The sequence below is a fragment of the Clostridium sp. FP1 genome (assembly GCF_011065975.2).
Classification (GTDB): domain Bacteria; phylum Bacillota; class Clostridia; order Clostridiales; family Clostridiaceae; genus Clostridium_AD; species Clostridium_AD tagluense.
Genome location: NZ_JAAMNJ020000001.1, coordinates 2,437,021 through 2,457,173, shown reverse-complemented (window position 1 = coordinate 2,457,173; position 20,153 = coordinate 2,437,021). Strand labels below are relative to the sequence as shown.

21 protein-coding genes and 1 riboswitch are annotated in these 20,153 nt (G+C 31.9%); of the genes, 7 read left to right on the top strand and 14 right to left on the bottom strand.

Annotated features, from left to right (window positions below):
• Positions 1-26: 26 nt before the first annotated feature.
• From cobU to arcA, 5 genes are all read right to left on the bottom strand, one after another.
• On the bottom strand, positions 27-587 hold the full coding sequence (gene cobU, locus G9F70_RS11845; protein ID WP_164947997.1) for a bifunctional adenosylcobinamide kinase/adenosylcobinamide-phosphate guanylyltransferase: 561 nt from the start codon (positions 585-587) through the stop codon (positions 27-29).
• A gap of 161 nt (positions 588-748) precedes the next feature.
• Positions 749-929: riboswitch (cobalamin riboswitch) on the bottom strand.
• 155 nt (positions 930-1,084) lie between these two features.
• Positions 1,085-2,035, bottom strand: coding sequence for a carbamate kinase (gene arcC / locus G9F70_RS11840; protein WP_224617535.1), 951 nt, complete (start codon positions 2,033-2,035; stop codon positions 1,085-1,087).
• An 84-nt stretch (positions 2,036-2,119) separates the two neighbouring features.
• Positions 2,120-3,532: a basic amino acid/polyamine antiporter gene (locus G9F70_RS11835; RefSeq protein ID WP_164948039.1), complete on the bottom strand. Its 1,413-nt coding sequence runs from the start codon at positions 3,530-3,532 to the stop codon at positions 2,120-2,122.
• Positions 3,533-3,634: 102 nt separating this feature from the next.
• Positions 3,635-4,636, bottom strand: a complete 1,002-nt coding sequence (argF, locus tag G9F70_RS11830; RefSeq protein ID WP_224617794.1) for an ornithine carbamoyltransferase — start codon at positions 4,634-4,636, stop codon at positions 3,635-3,637.
• Between the two features lie 33 nt (positions 4,637-4,669).
• Positions 4,670-5,893, bottom strand: coding sequence for an arginine deiminase (gene arcA, locus G9F70_RS11825; RefSeq protein ID WP_224617425.1), 1,224 nt, complete (start codon positions 5,891-5,893; stop codon positions 4,670-4,672).
• Positions 5,894-6,469: 576 nt separating this feature from the next.
• On the opposite strand from arcA, the gene G9F70_RS11820 reads away from it, so the two are divergent.
• Positions 6,470-7,285, top strand: coding sequence for a transposase (locus G9F70_RS11820; protein ID WP_224617534.1), 816 nt, complete (start codon positions 6,470-6,472; stop codon positions 7,283-7,285).
• 53 nt (positions 7,286-7,338) lie between these two features.
• Complete coding sequence (locus tag G9F70_RS11815; protein WP_224617533.1) at positions 7,339-7,575, top strand: hypothetical protein; 237 nt, start codon at positions 7,339-7,341, stop codon at positions 7,573-7,575.
• A 136-nt stretch (positions 7,576-7,711) separates the two neighbouring features.
• Here G9F70_RS11815 and G9F70_RS11810 read toward each other — a convergent pair whose 3' ends face one another.
• The 7 genes from G9F70_RS11810 to G9F70_RS27490 all read right to left on the bottom strand — a co-directional run bounded on the left by G9F70_RS11810 (position 7,712) and on the right by G9F70_RS27490 (position 13,575).
• Positions 7,712-8,572, bottom strand: coding sequence for a mechanosensitive ion channel domain-containing protein (locus G9F70_RS11810; RefSeq protein ID WP_164946858.1), 861 nt, complete (start codon positions 8,570-8,572; stop codon positions 7,712-7,714).
• Positions 8,573-8,634: 62 nt separating this feature from the next.
• The gene (gene aroQ / locus G9F70_RS11805) at positions 8,635-9,060 is read right to left on the bottom strand and encodes a type II 3-dehydroquinate dehydratase (protein WP_164946859.1); all 426 of its coding nucleotides are present in this window, start codon (positions 9,058-9,060) and stop codon (positions 8,635-8,637) included.
• 11 nt (positions 9,061-9,071) lie between these two features.
• A complete protein-coding gene (locus G9F70_RS11800; protein ID WP_164946860.1) occupies positions 9,072-9,854 on the bottom strand; it encodes a chorismate mutase in 783 nt (260 codons plus the stop codon).
• Positions 9,855-9,912: 58 nt separating this feature from the next.
• Complete coding sequence (gene aroC / locus G9F70_RS11790; protein WP_164946861.1) at positions 9,913-10,983, bottom strand: chorismate synthase; 1,071 nt, start codon at positions 10,981-10,983, stop codon at positions 9,913-9,915.
• The gene (gene aroA / locus G9F70_RS11785; protein ID WP_164946862.1) at positions 10,964-12,286 is read right to left on the bottom strand and encodes a 3-phosphoshikimate 1-carboxyvinyltransferase; all 1,323 of its coding nucleotides are present in this window, start codon (positions 12,284-12,286) and stop codon (positions 10,964-10,966) included. Before aroA ends, aroC begins: the two co-directional genes overlap by 20 nt.
• A 29-nt stretch (positions 12,287-12,315) precedes the next feature.
• Positions 12,316-13,392, bottom strand: a complete 1,077-nt coding sequence (gene aroB, locus G9F70_RS11780) for a 3-dehydroquinate synthase (protein ID WP_164946863.1) — start codon at positions 13,390-13,392, stop codon at positions 12,316-12,318.
• A gap of 24 nt (positions 13,393-13,416) precedes the next feature.
• Positions 13,417-13,575, bottom strand: coding sequence for a prephenate dehydrogenase dimerization domain-containing protein (locus G9F70_RS27490; RefSeq protein ID WP_411956017.1), 159 nt, complete (start codon positions 13,573-13,575; stop codon positions 13,417-13,419).
• A 164-nt stretch (positions 13,576-13,739) separates the two neighbouring features.
• On the opposite strand from G9F70_RS27490, the gene G9F70_RS11770 reads away from it, so the two are divergent.
• The 3 genes from G9F70_RS11770 to G9F70_RS11760 all read left to right on the top strand — a co-directional run bounded on the left by G9F70_RS11770 (position 13,740) and on the right by G9F70_RS11760 (position 16,256).
• Complete coding sequence (locus G9F70_RS11770; RefSeq protein WP_164946865.1) at positions 13,740-14,381, top strand: pentapeptide repeat-containing protein; 642 nt, start codon at positions 13,740-13,742, stop codon at positions 14,379-14,381.
• A gap of 53 nt (positions 14,382-14,434) precedes the next feature.
• Entirely contained in the window at positions 14,435-15,457 is a 1,023-nt protein-coding gene (locus tag G9F70_RS11765; protein ID WP_164946866.1) for a metal-dependent hydrolase, read from the top strand.
• A 76-nt stretch (positions 15,458-15,533) separates the two neighbouring features.
• Positions 15,534-16,256 carry a phosphatase gene (locus G9F70_RS11760; RefSeq protein ID WP_164946867.1) on the top strand — a complete coding sequence of 241 codons (723 nt, stop codon included), beginning with the start codon at positions 15,534-15,536 and terminating at the stop codon, positions 16,254-16,256.
• A 112-nt stretch (positions 16,257-16,368) separates the two neighbouring features.
• On the opposite strand, the gene G9F70_RS11755 is transcribed toward G9F70_RS11760, so the two are convergent.
• Complete coding sequence (locus tag G9F70_RS11755; RefSeq protein WP_224617532.1) at positions 16,369-16,638, bottom strand: transposase; 270 nt, start codon at positions 16,636-16,638, stop codon at positions 16,369-16,371.
• A gap of 173 nt (positions 16,639-16,811) precedes the next feature.
• Between G9F70_RS11755 and G9F70_RS11750 the strand changes: the two genes are divergently transcribed.
• Both G9F70_RS11750 and G9F70_RS11745 read left to right on the top strand, forming a co-directional pair.
• On the top strand, positions 16,812-17,720 hold the full coding sequence (locus G9F70_RS11750; RefSeq protein ID WP_164946868.1) for a polysaccharide deacetylase family protein: 909 nt from the start codon (positions 16,812-16,814) through the stop codon (positions 17,718-17,720).
• A 64-nt stretch (positions 17,721-17,784) separates the two neighbouring features.
• Complete coding sequence (locus tag G9F70_RS11745) at positions 17,785-18,468, top strand: tetratricopeptide repeat protein (protein ID WP_164946869.1); 684 nt, start codon at positions 17,785-17,787, stop codon at positions 18,466-18,468.
• 72 nt (positions 18,469-18,540) lie between these two features.
• Here the strand turns inward: G9F70_RS11745 and G9F70_RS11740 are convergent, their stop codons facing one another.
• Positions 18,541-20,121 carry a serine/threonine-protein kinase gene (locus tag G9F70_RS11740; protein WP_164946870.1) on the bottom strand — a complete coding sequence of 527 codons (1,581 nt, stop codon included), beginning with the start codon at positions 20,119-20,121 and terminating at the stop codon, positions 18,541-18,543.
• Between the last annotated feature and the right edge of the window lie 32 nt (positions 20,122-20,153).

The window sequence follows — 20,153 nt, the reverse complement described above, 5'->3', positions numbered from 1 at the left end:
TCCATAAATTTTGATTTTATAATTACTTATTTAATTTTAATTGGAATTCCACAAACCACCAAGTGAACGCTCTGCGCCCTGGATGCTATATACTGATTTACTCTACCTGCAATATCGCGAAAGACCCTTGCCATTTTATATTCTGGTACAATTCCTGCTCCAATTTCATTAGTTACAATAATTACTGTTTTTGTACTTTTTTCAGCTTCGCAAAGAAAATCAGCTACTTCTTGTAGAATTTCTTTTTCCATACTATCTATAGCCTCAGCATTAAGATCATCAAATTTATCCCCTGAAATATCAAACATAAGATTTGTAACCATTATTGTTATACAATCTAATAAAATCGTATCAAAGTGTATTTCTTCATTATAAAATACCTGTTTTAAATTCTTATAGCCTTCAAAAGTATGCCAATTAGATGGTCTTCTTTCTTTATGCTTTTTCACTCTATCCTTCATTTCATCATCAAATGGAATTGAAGTTGCGATATAAAGTACACCCGCCTTTTCTTCTTTAGCTAACTTCTCTGCATAGGTACTTTTCCCGCTCCTTGCACCACCTGTTACAAGTACAATGTTTTTCATATTATCTCCTTATTAATTTAGTGATAAATCCATAAGTAAAAAAATAGCAAATAAAAAAACCACACCTCATGGATGTGGAATAATGCAATTAATTTTTTTCACCTATTGGATTACCCAATATTATTGTTAAATTATGCATCTTTCATCCTCCCCCCGAAGACTAAAATCGTGAGCATTTAGGCAGGTTTACTGGCTTTAGCGTCATCTTACTCTCCAACCTTCTCAGTTTCCCAATGGTTTTTTGGATTTCATCCTCTAATACAGTAGCGGCGGGCTGCAGTGGTCTTTAACCACTTTTCCTTTTACCCCTTGTTACAGAGCACCTATAGCTAATATTTAATTTATAAATTTACAATAATAATTGTAACATCAAAAAAATATTAAAGCAATAGAAACTCATTATACCTTTGCATCAACTTAAACTGGTTATAAAACCGTCAAAAAAGTTAAATATAAGTCATAAGCATTTTCAGCTTATGACTTACATTTAAACACTATTAATTTATTATTACTGTTCCAGCTGTTCCACCTATCGCTTCCCTAGCTTTCTCAAGGGATGTTATAATTGCTTTTCTACCTTCTTTTGCTTCAACAAAGCTAAGAGCTGCTTTTATTTTAGGAAGCATTGAACCAGGAGCAAAATGTCCTTCTTCGATATAAGTTTTAGCTTCTTTTACTGTTATACTTGAAAGATTCTTTTGATTAGGCCTTCCAAAGTTAATAGCAACCTGTTCAACTGCTGTAAGTACAACCAATGCATCAGCATTTAATAATTCTGCTATTTTACAAGAAGCAAAATCCTTATCTATTACTGCTGGTACTCCTTCAAGTGTTCCATTTCCTGTGTCAATTACAGGTATACCACCTCCACCAACAGTTATAACAACATGTCCAGCTTCAACTAATGTTTTTATAATAGGTTCTTCAACTATGGCCATTGGAAGTGGTGAAGCCACTACACGTCTCCAGCCTCTATTTGAATCTTCCTTCATTATATATCCTTTTTCAGTCATTAGTTTCTTCGCTTGCTGCTCTGTAAAGAAAGAACCTACTGGTTTAGTTGGATTCTTAAATCCTTGATCATTAGGGTCTACTATTACTTGAGTAACTACTGTTGCGACTTCCTTATTTATCCCTCTTTTTCTCATCTCTGCCCTAATGCTTTGTTGTAGATGATAACCTATATAACCTTGACTCATAGCTCCACATTCAGGAAAAGGCATTATTGGGCTATTTTCATTCATTGAAGCGGCTGCTTCATAAGTAGCTATAAGTTGACCTACTTGAGGTCCATTACCATGAGCAACAATTACCTCATGCCCCTCTTCAATTAAATCTACAATAGCTCCAGAAGTTTGTCTTGCAGTTACTAACTGCGCTTCTGCTGTAGTATCCTTAGGATTTGCTTGAAGGGCATTTCCACCAAGTGCTATTACTATTCTTGCCATATTTATCTCTCCTTTTATGTTAAGCTAGTAAATATATTTTATTTAACAGCTTTTATATTTTATAAGATTTTATTGAAATTACACCTAAAGTTTAATTTTACCAATTGATAGCAGTATAATCATTAAGATTGCCACTACAATAATCGCAGCCATTGCTATTTTCTCATTTGAACTAATAGGTTCGTTCTTTTCTTTCTTAGCCTTTATAAATACAAATATACCAACTGCATACAGTATTACTGCTGCTCCTAGATAATTTATTCCTACTGCATAAATCACATATATCGAATAGACACAAGCTAATATAGAAACTATCTTATCTTTAGCTCCTAGACCATCTGCTAATGAAACCTTAACTGCATATAATGATGAAAGTAAATATGGAATTAAAATACAGGTTGTAGAAATTAAAAATACATTACCATAGGCAGACTGAAGTACTGGTAAAAGTAGCGAAAGTAAAAATATTTGAGTTAATGCATCAGTTAGTAGTAATGAATTTATTGCAGCACCATTGTCATTTTGTTTCATAAACCATTTCGGCATTGTGCCACCTTTTGCCGCAACATAAGGAATTTCCGCTGCAAGCATAACCCAGCTAATTAAGCAGCCTACAAGTGAAATTATTAAACCAACTTTAACAATTATAGCTCCAAAACTGCCAAGTACAGTAAGGGATAGCATATCTGCTAAAGGTGTGGCTGAATTAATAAGAGTTTCAGCTGGAATTACTCCCATAGCTGTTGTTGAAACCAGTATGTAAAGAACTAAAGTTATAATTAAACTTATTATTGTAGCCGTTCCAACAATCTTTTGAGATTTTGCCCTCTCAGATAGTACTGTTGCAGCTTCAATACCAATAAAACACCACAAAATTGTACCCATTGCGCCTTTAACTTGCAAGAACAATGTAGTAGAATTTCCAGTGGCCGCTAACACTGTTTTCCAATTTTCTACATTGAAAGTTCCAGATTTGAATATTGCCAGCCCAAATACAATTACCATTAATAATGGAATGAGTTTTGCAACTGTGGCAATTGCGTTTATTATTCCAGCGCTTTTAACTCCACGCATTTGTACATAATGAATTACCCATAATAGTGCTGATGCTAATATAAATGATACTATAGGTTTCACGTCACCGACTAAACTATTAAAAGTTTTAAATATAAGAATAAAAAATGCAACATTTCCAAGCCAAGCACTTAACCAATATCCCCAGGCTGAATTGAACCCAACAAATTCTCCAAAGCCTTCTTTTGCATAAGTAAATATTCCACCTGTAAGCTCTGGTCTTTTATTTGCAAGCAATTGAAATACTAGTGCTAAAAATGCTACACCAAGTCCACCAATTATCCAAGCAATAATTGTTGCTTGAGGGTTTGCCTTACCTATAAGATCAGTTGGACTATTAAATATTCCTCCACCAATCATGGATCCAACTCCAAGAGCGACTAGTAGAGACAAGCCTAATTTTTTATCATTATCCTTTTCCATTTTGTAATCTCCTTTCGCTTACTACAGTAGCTATATTTTAAATTGGTGAGGGCAATAATATTACCCTCACCAATTAACTTTATATTTATAAATTATTTTAGGCTAGTTTCCAAGTGTAGCAACCATAACTGCTTTGATTGTATGCATTCTGTTTTCTGCTTCATCAAATACCATTGAAGCCTCACTTTCAAATACTTCATCTGTAACTTCAACACCATTCATTCCAAATTTTTTAAATACCTCTCTACCAACTCCAGTTTTTAAATCATGATATGCTGGCAGACAGTGCATAAATTTAGTATCTTTATTACCGGTTAATTTCATCATTTCTTTATTAACTTGATATGGTTTTAATATACTAATCCTTTGTTCCCAAACTTCATCTGCTTCTCCCATTGATACCCAAACGTCAGTGTATATAACATCTGCATCTTTTACTCCCTGCGCTACATCACTCGTAATAGTGATTTTTGCTCCTGTACCACTGGCTACTTCTCTACATTTATTAACTAGTGCATCTTCAGGAAACAATGAATTTGGAGCAACTATTCTAAAGTCCATACCCATCTTGGCAGCTCCTATCATAAGGGCATTTGCCATATTATTTCTTCCATCACCAGCATAAACAAATTTGATTTCATTTAATGGTTTAGAAAAATGTTCTTTAATAGTTAAAAAGTCAGCAAGAATTTGAGTAGGGTGATCTTCAGTAGTCAGCCCATTCCAAACTGGCACTCCTGCATATTTAGCTAATTCTTCTACTACTTCTTGTCCATATCCTCTATATTCTATTCCATCATACATTCTTCCAAGAACTCTTGCTGTATCTGCTACAGATTCCTTTTTACCAATTTGAGTTCCTGTAGGTCCAAGATAAGTTACATGTGCCCCTTGGTCTAGTGCACCTACTTCAAAAGCACATCTTGTTCTTGTAGAAGTTTTTTCAAATATTAGCGCAATGTTTTTACCTTTTAATGTCTGCTGTTCTGTACCTGCATACTTAGCTCTTTTTAAATCTCTAGCTAAATCTAAAAAGTAGTTTATTTCCTTTGGAGTAAAGTCCATCAAAGTTAAAAAGTTTCTGTTTCTTAAGTTAAACATAATAAATTCCTCCTAATATTTTGTTATTTTTTGTTTTTATAAGTTATCTCTATTTAGAGGCATACTCATACATCTTGGACCGCCTCTTCCTCTCGAAAGTTCAGCACTTGGCATTGTTAAGACCGTTATACCACGTTTTGATAAAATTTCATTTGTAACATAATTTCGTTCATAAGTTATAACCTTCCCTGGTGCAATAGCGAGAGTGTTTGATCCATCATTCCATTGTTCTCTTGCTGCTATAATAGAGTCACCACCACCGCATCTTATTAATTCAACTGAAGGTACCTTTAATGCAGATTTTAATATATTTCCCAGTACATCTTTCGATTGTTTAATATGCAATTCTCCATTAACACCTTTTGTAATTTCAAAAACATTAAGGGGTCCTTCTATAGCTGGATGTATTGTAAATTTATCATAGTCAACCATAGTAAATACAGTATCAAGATGCATAAATGCTCTACAAGCTGGAATCTCCAACACTAATACTTTTTCGAAAGAAGCATGTTTCGCAAACAAATTCTTTGCTACCACTTCTATAGCCTCAGGTGAAGTTCTTTGACTACATCCTACTGCAAGAGTTGTGGCAGATAATACAAGCTCGTCCCCACCTTCAATATTATTAGGAAGGTTTCTGTCGTACCAAAGTGGTACTTCATATTGTTTAAAAGATTTATGATATTCATGAATAAATTTAAGGAACAATGTCTCGCGCCTTCTAGCTTCAGTTTGCATAGTATTTATTGTAATACCATTTCCAATTGAAGCACCTGGATCTCTTGTAAAGTAAAGATTAGGCATAGGGTCTAAGTAGAAAGGATATTGATTTGATATTAATCCTCTAAGCGAATGCATTCCCTTAACATCTATCTCATTTTTTCTAACTCCAGCCATAAGTATATCAATCATTTCGCTTGTAGGCTTTGATATTAAATATGTATAAAGGGATTCGTATATCTCTTTATTACTAATATGGCTTTCTTGTAAAAACTGTTGTATAAATATTTTTTTTACTTTATCATCATTTAAGGCCTCAGTAGCAAGTTCTTCTAAATAAAGAACCTCCACATCATTTTCTTTTAATATTTTTGCAAATATATCATGCTCTTTTCTTGCTACTTCTAAATAAGGAATATCATCAAAAAGTAATCTTTCAAGAAGCTCCGGTACTAAGTTTTCTATCTCTCTCCCAGGTCTATGTAGCATTACTTTATTAAGTTTTCCTATTTCAGAAGTTACATTTATAAATGATTTCATTCAAACTGCCTCCCCTTTGTTTTTGTTGATGCCATCATTATAATGGGTAGGATTTTATTAGTAAAATAGAGTATTTTGCCATAAATGCATATATATCTTCCTTATCAGCATAACTATTAATTTAGCACTTGATTCTTGCACTAAGCTCTGCTTTTCTCTAGAATACTCTGTATGTTAACGTTTGCAAACTAAGAATTTAGCAATGTTTGTATATATATTCACGATGTTCTAACTTATCATGTATAAAAGAAAAAATAGAGTATAAATATTCACAAATTTTTTTTTTGAATGTTTATACCTCTAAATGCATAATATTATCTTGTCAAAACTTGAATAGGGTTATGTTATTAAGTATGCGTCTGTATGTTAACTCATTTTGTTCCATTATATTGAATTAAAATCATTGATAATATTTTTTATTAACAAATTGTACATAATATTTTATCTGAAAATTCTTAAAAAAAGTTATAATAAAAATTTGTTTTTATTATTCATGATCATTTACATACATTTTTTTCATCTATCTATTTTTCTGGTCCGGATTTAGTAGTAATACAATTATCGCCATTTTCCTTCGTGGCTGAATCATTTAAAATACCTGTGGTAAATAATTTTAGATATGTAGAGATGGTCATCTGGGCTACAATTGCTTATAAAACCATTTCTGTAGTGCATACATTTGGAAGGAACATAGGGTTTAACCCACATGTGCATGCATTGGTTCCAGAAATAAAAACAAGGGGTAATGAAGTTAAGGATATGGAATTCTTCGACTATGAGTATTTTAGAAAGGTATGGCAGTACAAATTAATAAATTATATGATTAGTAAAAACCCAGAGAAAAAAGCAGAGTACTTAAAAATGTTCAAAGATTATCCTAATGGTTTTTATATAAATGCCAAATCAAGAATGAAAAGTGCAAGAGGTGCAGCAAGATATATAGGTAGATACTTAGCAAGACCTGCGATAGCAGAATATAGAATACTTAGCTATGATGGGAAAAATGTAACGTTTTGGTATAAGAGCCATGAAACTAATGAGAGAGTAGAAGAAACAGTTACAGCACAAGTGTTTATAGGCAAGCTATTAATGCATATCTCGCCTAAATATTTTAAGATGGTTAGATTATACGGAGTATATGCTGGAAGTATAAGTATAAAGATTAGAAAATGTTTTGGCTTATTGCAATACATAAAAAGTGGTCTTAAAGCAATTCAGTGCACACTAAAAATAAATTGGAAAAAGGAAATAAGAAAAATGAAGTATAGAGAATTAATGATTATTAATTTTTCTAAAGATCCTGGAAAATGTTCAAAATGCGGTCAGCTAATGGAGTTATTCCAAATTTGGCACAGAAAGTATGGGTATATTTATGATATGGGAACGTATTAAAAAGATTTTTAAAATTAAAATGAAGAACAAATTCTCCCTACGGTCGAGTATAAATGTTATCCACAGCGGCTTCCGCAAGCTGTTTCCTATATAATGAAAAGAAGATACCATTTGATATAGGGAAACCCGATAAAATGATACTTTTTAAATGTAAGAAGTGTGGATATGAAGAAGAAGTACCTGAATTTGTTGCGTTTGAATGTTATACACCTGAGGAATTTGACAAGAAGAGTGGTAGCCCTATTGTTATGTGTATAAAATGTGATTCGGATATGATAATTAAGAGGTGATGCTACACTATTTAATGGAGCATCACTTTAATACTCGACCGTAGGGAGATTTTGTTCTTTGAATATGTATTATTAACAATAATAATATACAAGCAGAATTAAAGGTTCGTAGCTAGATAGCGCCACTGACCTTTAATTATAATAATTCTATATCTTCATTTTTAGAAAACTCATCTAAAATATCCTCTACTATGGCATGTTCTAAATTTCTAAAATTTCGCGCCTTGCAAATAAACCTTAAACTTAAACACACTCTTCCCTCTTCTATAGAAGTGTATATTGTGTGAGAAAGGTTTTCATAATAAATTGGAAGAGTTTTTGAGGCTATACTTAGTGCCTCCTTTGCTTCTTGTTCTATATCTCCCACTTTATCATTAGCAATAGTTACTAATATCTCTTTAGCTTTTTTCCGATTGCTGCTAAGGCTAAGGTTTATTTCAATCTCATTCCAAGTAAACGGGAAGGAGTTAGTCTCATTTATAAGTTCTTCAGTGAGCAGTATTATGTTTGGTATATGGGTAATTCTTCCCGTACTTTGTCCATAAGTTTTGTTGTCATTTTCAATAACTTCAATTATAGTGGTATAAAACCAATCCACTGCTAATACGTCACCAAGACTTTTCCCGATCTTTATTCTATCACCAATTGCAAAAGGCTTTTGAGTATTAATTATTACCCACCCTAGAAAACTAGCTACAACATCACGAAAGGCAAAGGCTAGCCCAGCTGAGAAAATCCCCAAAAAAGTCAGTATATCTTTAGACTCATACATCCATATTGGTATAATGACCATAACTGATAAAATATTTATAAATAATGAAGTTGTCTTTTTATATTTTATTATATCCTTAGAGTAAAACTTGGATTTATCAACAAATGAGCAGATACCTTTTTTAACTAAATGAAATATAATTATTAATGCTAAAGTTATTATTAGCCTTATCAAAACACTAACAGTTTGAAACTTCAAACCAATCTCCAATAAAAATCCAGCCATAGGCTTTCCCCTCCTTTATAATAATTTTAACTATACACAGAATTCAAGTTAGTCCATTGTCACTATTTTTGTAATAAAGCGTTTAAAGCCATAACGTAACCATATTTACCAAAGCCACAAATTTGGCCTATGCAGGCTGGCGCAGTTACTGATTTTTGTCTAAATTCTTCCCTTGCATAGATATTACTAAGATGAACCTCTATAGTATTTATAGAAACTGATTTTATAGCATCAAATATTGCAATGCTATAATGGGTGTATGCTCCAGCATTAATGATTATTCCATCGTACTTATCGTAAGCATCCTGTATGAAGTTTATTATTTCACCTTCGATATTGCTTTGAACAATATCAATAGGAACCTGAAGTTTTTTAGCCTCTTTATAGAGATAACTACACATTTCTTCGTAAGTTGTGTTTCCGTACACGCCCCTTTCCCTTATTCCAAGAAAGTTTAAGTTCGGACCATTAATTATTAATACCTTCATAACCGCACCTCTTATTTATTATTTTCTGCATATATCTCTATAATATTATTAACTACATCATAAGTGTTACTAATATTCATAATTTCATAATCACAATATTTTTTATACAAGGGCCCTCTCTCCTCAAAGATTAAGTAAAGCTGAGATGGATCCTTTGAAAGTAAAGGACGAGTCTTAACCTCTATATCCCCTACTATGTTTTTAATAGGTCGATTGATGTAAATTATAATTCCATTTTTCTTAAGACTTTTAATATTATCATATCTCTTAATTACCCCACCACCAGTTGAAATAACTGCTGGGACTCTTTCTGATACTTCCAAAACTGCCTTAGCTTCTATGTCTCTGAACAAATCCTCCCCATTTTTAAATATTTCAGTAATCTTAAGATTTGTACTCTTTTCAATGTATGTGTCTATGTCTAGGAAACTCATGCCTAATTTTTCTGCAAGTATTTCCCCAATTGTACTTTTACCTGATCCAGGCATCCCAATTAAAACTATATTTTTCCTCCTGTGATTTTTGTTTTGAAGGCCTCTGCTTATTTCCATAACAGCTTTAAAGAATTCCTCTACTTCTAAATGTAAATTACTATTTTTAACTAGATCTAAGTTCTTCTTTATAACCGCTTCTTCTCTAGCTCCATTTAAAATTTCCATATTGTTTTTCTTTTTATATTCACCTATCTTTAGAACTAACTCCATACGATTTTCAAATAGGGAGAGAAGGCTCGCATCGATTTTATCAATTTCATTTCTCAAATCATTTATATCAAAATTATCTACATTACTCATTAAACCACATCCTTAAATCATCACCTTCGCACTACTTATCCTCGACGAAGCTGTAATATTATATAAAATCTAAAATGCTCATTGCAGCGCAGGCTTCAATTACTGGTAGTGCTCTTAAAACTATACAAGGGTCATGCCTACCTGTAATCGATACTTCTGAATCCTCGAAGGTGTCCATATCAATAGTACTTTGAAGCTTAGCTATGGAAGGAGTTGGTTTCATTGCAACTCTAAATACTATGGGCATCCCATTAGAAATGCCTCCATTTATTCCACCATTATTGTTAGTTTTCGTTGCAACACCGCCTTTATTCATGTAAGGCAGATCATTAGCCTTACTTCCTCGAAGCTTCGTTATATCAAAGCCACTACCAAATTCTACACCCTTTACTGCTGGAACAGAAAATAGTAATTGAGCTAAATTACTCTCTATAGAATCAAAAAATGGTTCGCCAAGTCCACAAGGTAAGTTTAATATAGCAGCCTCAATTATGCCTCCAACAGAATCAGATTCTTCCTTAGCTTTTAAAATAATACTTTTCATTTCTTTCCCTTTAACATCATCAATTACGGGAAAATCTTTGTTTAAAATATCTATTAGAAATTGATTTTTTAAATTAACAGCATCAAAGTAGTTGTCAAATACATTCTCAATACTCAAAACATGACTTCCTATTTGAATTCCCTTATGGAAAAGGATTTGCCTTGCAACAGCACCTGCAAAAACAAGTGGCGCAGTAATTCTTCCTGAGAAATGACCGCCACCTCTATAATCATTAAAGCCTGAATATTTAACTTTTCCTGTAAAATCTGCATGGCCTGGTCTTGCTAAATCCTTTAACTTGTCATAATCCACAGAATTTTGATTTTCATTAAATATAACCGCGCAAAGAGGTGTACCAGTTGTATATCCATTAAAATATCCACTTAGAATTTCAACTTTGTCTCCTTCCCTTCTTGTAGTTGAAAATTCACTTTTACCTGGCGCACGTCTTTGCATTTCATTATTTATAAAATCCATATCAAGTTTTATACCGGCGGGTAATCCATCAATAGTTATTCCTATGCCTCTTCCATGAGATTCTCCAAATATAGAATACTTTATTTTTTTACCCCATTGTCCACTCATTAATTTCCCCTCCTAGGCTCTTAAAATCCTCATAAAAATTGGGATAGGATTTTTTTACTGCCCCACTATCCTGTATTATAAGCTTCTGCGTACATTTAATTGATGCAATTGCCATGGCCATAGCTATTCTATGATCATTCCAACTGTTTACCACTCCACCCTTAAGCCATGGTTTACCATGAATTATCAGCGAATCCTCTCTTTCTATAACCTCAGCCCCAATTTTATTTAGCTCTGTTGCTATAGCTTTTAATCTGTCAGATTCTTTAATTCTAGCTCTCCTTGCATTAATAATTTCTGTGGTACCAAAGCTTAATGCACCAAGCACTGCAACTATTGGTAAAAGGTCAGGACATTGCGATACATCAACAATAGTGCCTCGTAAATCTGATTTTGAAGCCTTTAAAATTCCATCTGTAAGTGAGATTTTTCCACCCATATTTTTTATTATGTCCACTATTACCCTGTCTCCTTGGAGTGATTCCATATTTAAATCAACACAGGAAACCTCTCCCCCTAAAACACCTGCTGCAAGGTAAAATGCTGCTTGTGAAAAATCACCTTCAACTCTGTAGTCTCTTTTTTCATAGTGTTGATTTCCTTTTACCACGAATTCTCTATAATTATTATTTTCTATGATTACTCCAAATTTAGAAAGTATATCTAAAGTTAAATCTATGTAACCAATAGATTCCATTTTGGTAGTAACCACAATTATTGAATCTCCATTTAATAAAGGTAGTGCATAAAGAAGACCGGTAATAAACTGGGAGCTTACATCTCCTCTAAGTTTAAAAATTCCAGGATTAAGTCTCCCATCTATTGTTAGTGGAAGGTACCCTCTATCTGTTGTATACTTTATATTCTGCTTATCAAAGATTTCATAATAAGGTTTAAGTGTTCTTTCTACTAGTTTCCCTTTACCTTTAAAGACTATTTTCCCCATACTGTGCATTGCTATAGGGATTAAAAAACGTAATGTTGATCCACTTTCATTGCATTCTAACTCATTACAAGCTGTTTCATTGTTTTCAATTTTATTATTAGAAATCCCCTGGTGAAAAAGGTCAAATACGCCTTCTCCATTTATTTGGAGACTTCCTTTATTTTCTTTTATCTTAGCTCCAAGTTTTTCTATAATTTCACAAGTAGCTATTATATCCTCAGACATATTAACATTATGGACCATGCATTCCCCATAGCTCAGTGCTGCAGCTATAATTGCTCTATGACATAAGGATTTTGATGGTGGAATTTTCACTTTTCCCTTTAAAGAAAAAGGCTGTATCATAACCGATTTCATAACTTATTACCTCAATTCAATATAATAATTTATTTATGATTTCTTTGTAAATAATCTTCAATTTTAGCGGACTTAATTTTTTCAATAAAGCTATTACCAATGGACTCTATTAATATAAATTTCATAGAATCGCCAATATTTTTCTTATCATGACTAATAGTTTCAATTATAGCTTTAGTTTTTATTTCAGGCAAGTTCCAAGGTAAATTATACTTAATTAAGATGTCTTTTATAATATTTGCTGTTCCAATTTTAGTCACTCCTAGTTCTTCCCCTAATTTTGTTATAGCATGCATTCCCATTGCCACCGCTTCTCCATGGGAGTACTCTTTAAAATTAAAGAATTGCTCAATTGCGTGCCCTATGGTATGACCAAAGTTTAGTAACATTCTCTCCCCCGTGTCCCTCTCATCTCTTTCAACAATACCCGCCTTAATGCTACAACAAGTATAAATAATTTTATCTATGTCTTTTAAAACAGCTTCTTTGTTTTCATAATTCATTAATTTATAAAACAACTCTCTATCTTTAATTGCTCCATATTTTATTACTTCACCCATACCGTCATTAAAAAATTTATCATTAAGTGTTCCCAGCAGCAATGGATCAATAAAAACTGCCCTTGGATTATAAAAACTTCCTATCAGATTCTTCCCGCGAGGTAAGTCTACTGCCACCTTACCACCTACGCTACTATCCACTTGGGAAAGTAGCGTAGTTGGAATTTGTATTAATGGAATTCCTCTTAAAAAAGTTGCGGCTGCAAAACCAGTCATATCTCCTACAACTCCACCACCTAAGGCAATTATAATATCCCCCCTGTTTATCTTGAAATCTAAAAGTTTGTCGTATACTCCTAAAAGAGTGTCAAAGGACTTGCTTTCTTCCCCCACTTTCACCACAATTTTAAAAGTCTCAAACCCTTCTGCTTTTAATGAGCTGACGACCTTTTCACCGTAAAATTTATTAACATTAGAATCTGTTACTATAGCTATTTTTCTTCCTTTGTATATCTTCTTAACTTCAATACCAATTTCGCCAAGCAATCCATTCTTAATGTATATTGGATAGCTGCCGCTAGAGCCTTTAACTTCAATACTATACATCTTAGCTTCTCCCCTTTCTTCTATTCATTGAACTCTCAAACCTTCTACTTTATCGCCATTTATTATTGCATCTTTTATCTGTTTTATATTATTTTCGAAGTCCTCTATTTTATTAATTATATTTTCTTTGTTATATAAAAGCAAATCAGGCCATAATTCGCCCTTTAATTTACAATCTGCTATAAAAAAATATAAGATTTCAATAAATCATTGACTTTTATTAAATTTGTGTATAATATTTATAATGAATATGGAGACTTCTAGCCACTTCTCAAAATTGGTTAGGAGTCTTTTTAATTAGACTAATAAAAGGAAGGCAAATAAATGTATTTGCCATGGAGGTAAAAATGGGTAAGAATCATAGTGTTAGGAATAATTTTGTTTACAACAATATAGAGAAAAAAGATAAGAACTTTATGTATAAAAATCTTGAGAGAAGCAATTGCTATAATTGTAATTTTTCCAGGTCAAATTTTGATTATGTAACTTTTAGAGGTGCACATTTTAAATCTTGTGTATTTTCTGACTGTACCTTTAAATGGGCTGAATTCATTGGAACAAATCTTAAGAGCAGTGATTTTAAAGATACAATATTTGAAAATGCTATATTTGACTCTGTGAATTTAGATGGGGCTGATTTTAAAGATGCAGAATTTAAAAACACTATATTTTTAAATTCGGATCTTACAAAAGCTAAGAATCTTAGCATTAAGAATTCAGATACTAAAGTATTTAGTGAAATGCCTGAAATGGAAATTAGTGAAGACCTTCGAATTGCTATTGTAAATGCAATGAAAAATAAATATGTTAAAGCTGCTAGAGTTCTTGATACAAAAGATGGTGGCATTAATGTAATAAGTCTAATGATATTATTAGAAAATTTTGATGAAGAAACGTTAATTAAAGGATTAAATATAATGAAATCTGAATTAGATTGTGATTTTTACACATTAAGTTATATAGTTAAGTTTTTGAAGAATAATATGTAATTAATACCCCTTGTGATTTTTGCTATGACATTAAAAAGGTAAGGAGACATAATATGAATGGAAGATCACATCAAAAGATAGCAATGCTATCCTATGCAATAGTAGCAACAATACCTATTGCTAATTCTATGCCAATATTCAACAATGAATATATACATGTCCCCATGGGAATAAGCCTTGTAGGCCTTGCAACAGCAGGCCTTGCAGGGTTAGTTGTTGATGCGGATAGTCAGCATAGTAAGATAAATCACATGAACCCACTTACAAATGCAAGTAATAAAGTGATAAATACTTTAGAAAAAATATTAAAGTTACTGCTTAGATTATTCTTAGGGGTTGGACTTGGGGCATTAATTTTATGGTATTCAAAAGCTATTATATGGGAGTTAGAAAAAATTAAATTTATAGGGGAATATGCTTATATATTTACATATTTTACGTCTTTTGTTTTAATGGTTTTAGGCGTAACTAATGAACGAATTTTTAAAAAAATCCCCTTAATTGGGACGGTTTATAAAAAGTTGTCAGCTATAATAAGTGTAGGATCCAATGATTTTATAAGAATTTCCATATTCTTAACTTATGCTGGTTCAAGCTTGATTTTATCCATTTATAACTTTACTAATTTAAATGACGCAAATATTTATCTTATTTGTATTTTATTAATTGGTATAGCAACCTTCCCTCATAGATCATTTTTACATTCACTAGAAGGCGTTGCTATCTTCAACATTTCAGCTTCCTATGTATTTAAAAAATTAGGCTACGAATATTTAACAGGGTGTTTTTTTGTTGGATATATAAGTCATATTTATTGGGCTGATATATTTACAAAAGAAGGGGTACCATTACTTTCAATTCCAAGATTTATTGCAGTATTATTAAAAAAATTAGGCTTCCATAATAAATTTGTTCAGTTTTTAGAAAAAATAGGTAAGTTTAAGCTTAAATTACCACCACATATTACCACTGGCTCCGATGCAGGCAATTTATTTGAAGTAATATATATCTTACTTTTATTTGTAGTAGTTGTAATAGGTTTCACTGTTTATGGTGGAGAATTTAGGGTTATTTAAATAAATTATAACCATAAGCCTGAATTTTGGTATACAATTAAAGATAAACAAATGAAATAGTGAGAGGAGCGATTTTATGAAGTTTGTTGCAGATTTACATACCCATACTATAGTTAGTGGTCATGCATATAGTACACTAATGGAAAATGCAAAATATGCTAATGAGATAGGTCTTGAGATATTAGGGGTTACAGATCATGGTCCTAATATGCCAGGTTCTCCTGATCTTTGGTATTTTGGAAATTTTAAAGTACTGCCAAGAGAATTGTACGGTGTTAAAATGCTTTACGGTTGTGAAGCTAATATAATTGATTATGAAGGTAATCTTGATCTACCATTAGACTTGCAAAAGGGTCTTGACATAATGATAGTAAGCATGCATGAACCACTTATGGAAGGTGGAAAGAGTGTGGATTTAAATACAGCCGCTATTTTAAAAGCTATGGACAATCCAAATGTTAATATTTTAGGACATCTTGGAAATCCAAAATTTCCTATACACGAAGAAGAAATAGTAAAAAAAGCAAAAGAAAAAAATATACTAATAGAATTAAATAATAGTTCTTTTATAACTTCGAGAATAGGCAGTGATAAGAATTGCACTAAAATAGCGAAACTTTGCAAAGAATTCGGTGGAAAGATTATTGTAAATAGTGATGCTCATTTCTGTTTTTCTATAGGAAATTTTAGTTCTGTAGAAAAAGTACTTAAAGACATAGATATGCCTGAAGAGCTTATTGTTAATACAAATAGAGCAATGTTAATTGAATTTCTTCGCGAAAAAGGGAAAAATGTATAAGTCACTTTAACGACAAAAATAAGGAGTACATAGCAATTAAGGGTTCTTTCTGAACTTTGGGTGCTTCATAATATAAAAATGAGCAGGCAGTTTATAAGCTAGCAGCTCATTTTTATATTAAAGCAGATAAACTAAATTCTTCATTTTTAGGAAGAAATGCAAGCTTACATTTCTTTGTGAGATTGACCAATCCACTTCTTCCGTATACAATACGTTTAAGAAGTTTGAATTTGTTGTTGTTTCCTTCAACAAATCCAGAACTTATAGTGTAGGATATTGCATTCTTGACGGGATCAATATCCTTTTTTATTCCATTACAAAACGACTTTATTTCACTGTCTTCATTTTCTTCTATACACCCAAAGTTCAGAAAGAACCGCAATTAAGCTATGTACTCCTTATTTTTATTACTATTTTTCTTCTTGACAAAATCACTGCTACTCTCAATTCTAATTCATTTAAATATATTTTACTTTATTAAATGTGAATATATTGCTATTATGTAATTATATCTAAAAATTAATTATAAAAATAAATAACAAAATGGGGCGTATTATGAAATCAAGTAAAAAACCACTTATAATAATTACAATAGCAATTTTTATATTGTGTATAGGCCTAACTTATGGAATAAATAGGTTAGGAACTTCTAAAGGAAGAAATACACTAAATGGAGCAAAAATACCAGAAATTATTAGTGAAGAAATAAAATTACCAACGGAACACTCAGATAATTTAGCTGTGTATGATAGCTTAAAAATCGAAGAAAAAATTTATAAATCAGCATCTGCTTTTCAGGTAAGAAATAGTAAAATACCAATACTTATGTATCATTCTATTAGTTATGAAAAAGGAAATTCCTTAAGAGTTTCCAAAGAAAACTTTAGAATGCAAATGAAATATCTTAAAGATAATAATTATACAACCTTAACTATAGATGAACTTTATAGTTATATGAAAACAGGTAAAATAGTACCTAAGAAACCCATAATTATAACTTTTGATGATGGCTATAAAGATAACTACACTAATGCATATCCTATTTTAAAGGAATTAGGATTAAAAGCAACTGTGTTTGTAATTGCTGGTGCCATAGATACTGAGAAAGATTTTTTAACCTCTAATGAGATAAAATCCATGGATTCAAACAATATGAGAATAGAAAGCCACACAACTGCACATGAACATTTAACTAAAATATCTTATAGTGCTAATATAAAAACAATGAAATCTTCAAAAGATAAATTAGAAAAAATATTAGGCAGAAAAATAAATTACATAGCCTATCCTTACGGAGAATATTCTGCCGGCACAATAAAAGCCGCAAAAGAATCAGGCTATAAATTAGCTTTTTCAACTGACTCTGGCTTTATAGATAAAAATACTAATATTTATTCCTTGGGCAGAATTTTTGTTAATGCAAACTTCAGTTTTGATAAGTTCAAATTAAGATTGAATCCATAGAATTTATTTATAGGGTTTTAAGTGTCAACTTAAAGCCCTATAAATAAGGGAATAGGTGAAAAAAATGAAGCCACAATGGTTTAAATTCAAGATATCAATTTTTATTATTATTGCACTCATAGTAGTTAATGCTGCAATTAAAAATTTTAACATAAAAAGTAATAATGCGATTCAAACAAACGATAAAAGTGAAGAAATAAAAAAGAATGGGTTAAAAGACGCTGAAATTAAAAAATTGCAAGAGGTAAAACATAAACAAGATAGCTTAGAAAACAAATGGAAAATAGGATATGATGAATTTTTCGAAAAAAAGTATGTGCAATCTATTGAAACTGAAAGACAAGTACTTAAAGAGGATCCTAACTTTTATAAAGCATATGCTGTTGAAGGAATTGCACTAGCCTACAGTGGGAATTTCAAAAATGGTATAGAGCAAATTGATCGTGCTTTAAAACTAAAACCTGATTATGGTTATGCAAGATTTAATAAAGCACTAGCTAATGAGTTATACGGACATTATGATGAAGCCATCAAATGCTATAAAAGTGCTTTAGAAGTGGAAAAATTCGAATGGAGCTATTATGGTATAGCTAGTATCTATGGAAGAAAAGGTGATATTGAAAATACTATAAAATATCTGAAACTAGCCATCGATATTAACCCAAATGTTAAAAATTCAGCAAGAAATGAAGAGGATTTTGATAATGTACAGGACAGTATGGAATTCAAAGAATTAATAAAAAAATAAATAGGCCATCTGCTTAGTATATTTTTTTCAAAAACACCTATGCCATATACAGAATGTATATGGCATAAATTATCATGATTTTTTAACATCTACAGATAAATTTATATCTTTATTTACAGTAGAGCTTAAAACTGTTTTCAATATATAAGAACCTTGCTCAATATCCAAATCTTTAAAGTACAGCTTAATTTCCTGTTTGCCTGAGCTTTGTGGAATTAGCATCATAGTAGTTGAACTCTGATTATAGCTTTTTATAGCCTCATTTTTATCATCTTCTAAATAAGTTTTACTTAAATCTAATTTTAGTGTATCATCAGCTGTGTTTACAATACTTAAAATGGCTATTAAATCTTTATCCATAACATGAATGCTAGTTAGTGAAACAGATAGTTTTGAGTTAGCAATAGATGCAGCAGGGTTTAAATTGTATTGCACAAGTTGATTTTTATCCTCCTTGTTATGCTTATCCTTATTCTTATCCTTGCCCCTGACCTTGTCCTTGTCCTTGCCTTTTCCATTGCTAGAGCTAGGGCCTAATATTACAGGGTTTTTTATATCTAATAGCCCCTTAACAATAGTATCTTTTTCCACAACCTCAACTGCCGGTTCTACTTTTGGCTTAGTTACTTCGGTTGTTTTATCAACCGTTGCTTTGGTTTGTCTAGGCGAAACTTTCGCTTCAGCAGCATTTTTATCTGCTGCTTTATTATTCATTAACCAGGCTAAAATAACAACCAACGCTATTATACAAGCAAGCGCTGATATTATAAAAAACTTAGTTCTCTTCTTAAGTTTTTTATCCCCTACCAAAACTGTTTTGGAAGTATCCGTAGCAGATTCACTGGAATTCATAAACATTGTTTTTTCATTTTCTACCTCAGCTATATTAGCATTAAGCGCAGATTGCATCTCTAATACATCACTATAGCGGCTTTTAGGATCTATAGCTGAAGCCTTTTTAATAACACTAACTAAACTCTTAGCATCATCCCACCTATAATTTTTCTCAAACATAAGCTCTGAAGGTAGGTTTATGGATTTACTTGTAAGCATAAAAAACATAGTGGCACCGAGAGAATAAATGTCTGTTTGAGCATTGGATTGAGCATTTATAAGTTGTTCTGGTGCTATGTATCCCATTGAGCCTAAAATCATAGTGTCGCCTTCTTGATTTTCCTTATATGTCCGCGCTATTCCAAAGTCGATAAGTACTACCTTGTTGTTAGATTTTATCATTATGTTAGCAGGCTTTAAATCTCTATATATAATTGGTGGATTAAAGTTATGAAGGTAACCTAATATGCTGCAGAGTTGCAGTGATATATCTGTTACAAGTTCTGGAGAGATAGACCCATTTGCCTCCACATATTCCTTTAAGGTCGTTCCTTCAATATAGTCCTCCACAATGTATAAATTATCATCTTCATAAAAGATATCAATAATTCGTACAATTCCTATGTGACTTAAATTCTTTAGTAAATTAGGCTCAGCAAGAAAATCTATTTTGTCTTTCCACTGACCACTTACTTCCTTAACCGCCCAAAAATTTCCTAGCCTGTTATTCTTGCAAAGATATACCGTCCCCATGCCGCCTCGTCCTAAGACTTTTATTATTTCGTATTTTTCATCTAGTATTCGTCCCGGATTTAACATGTTCTCTCCTCCAATATGAAAAACTCATCTGT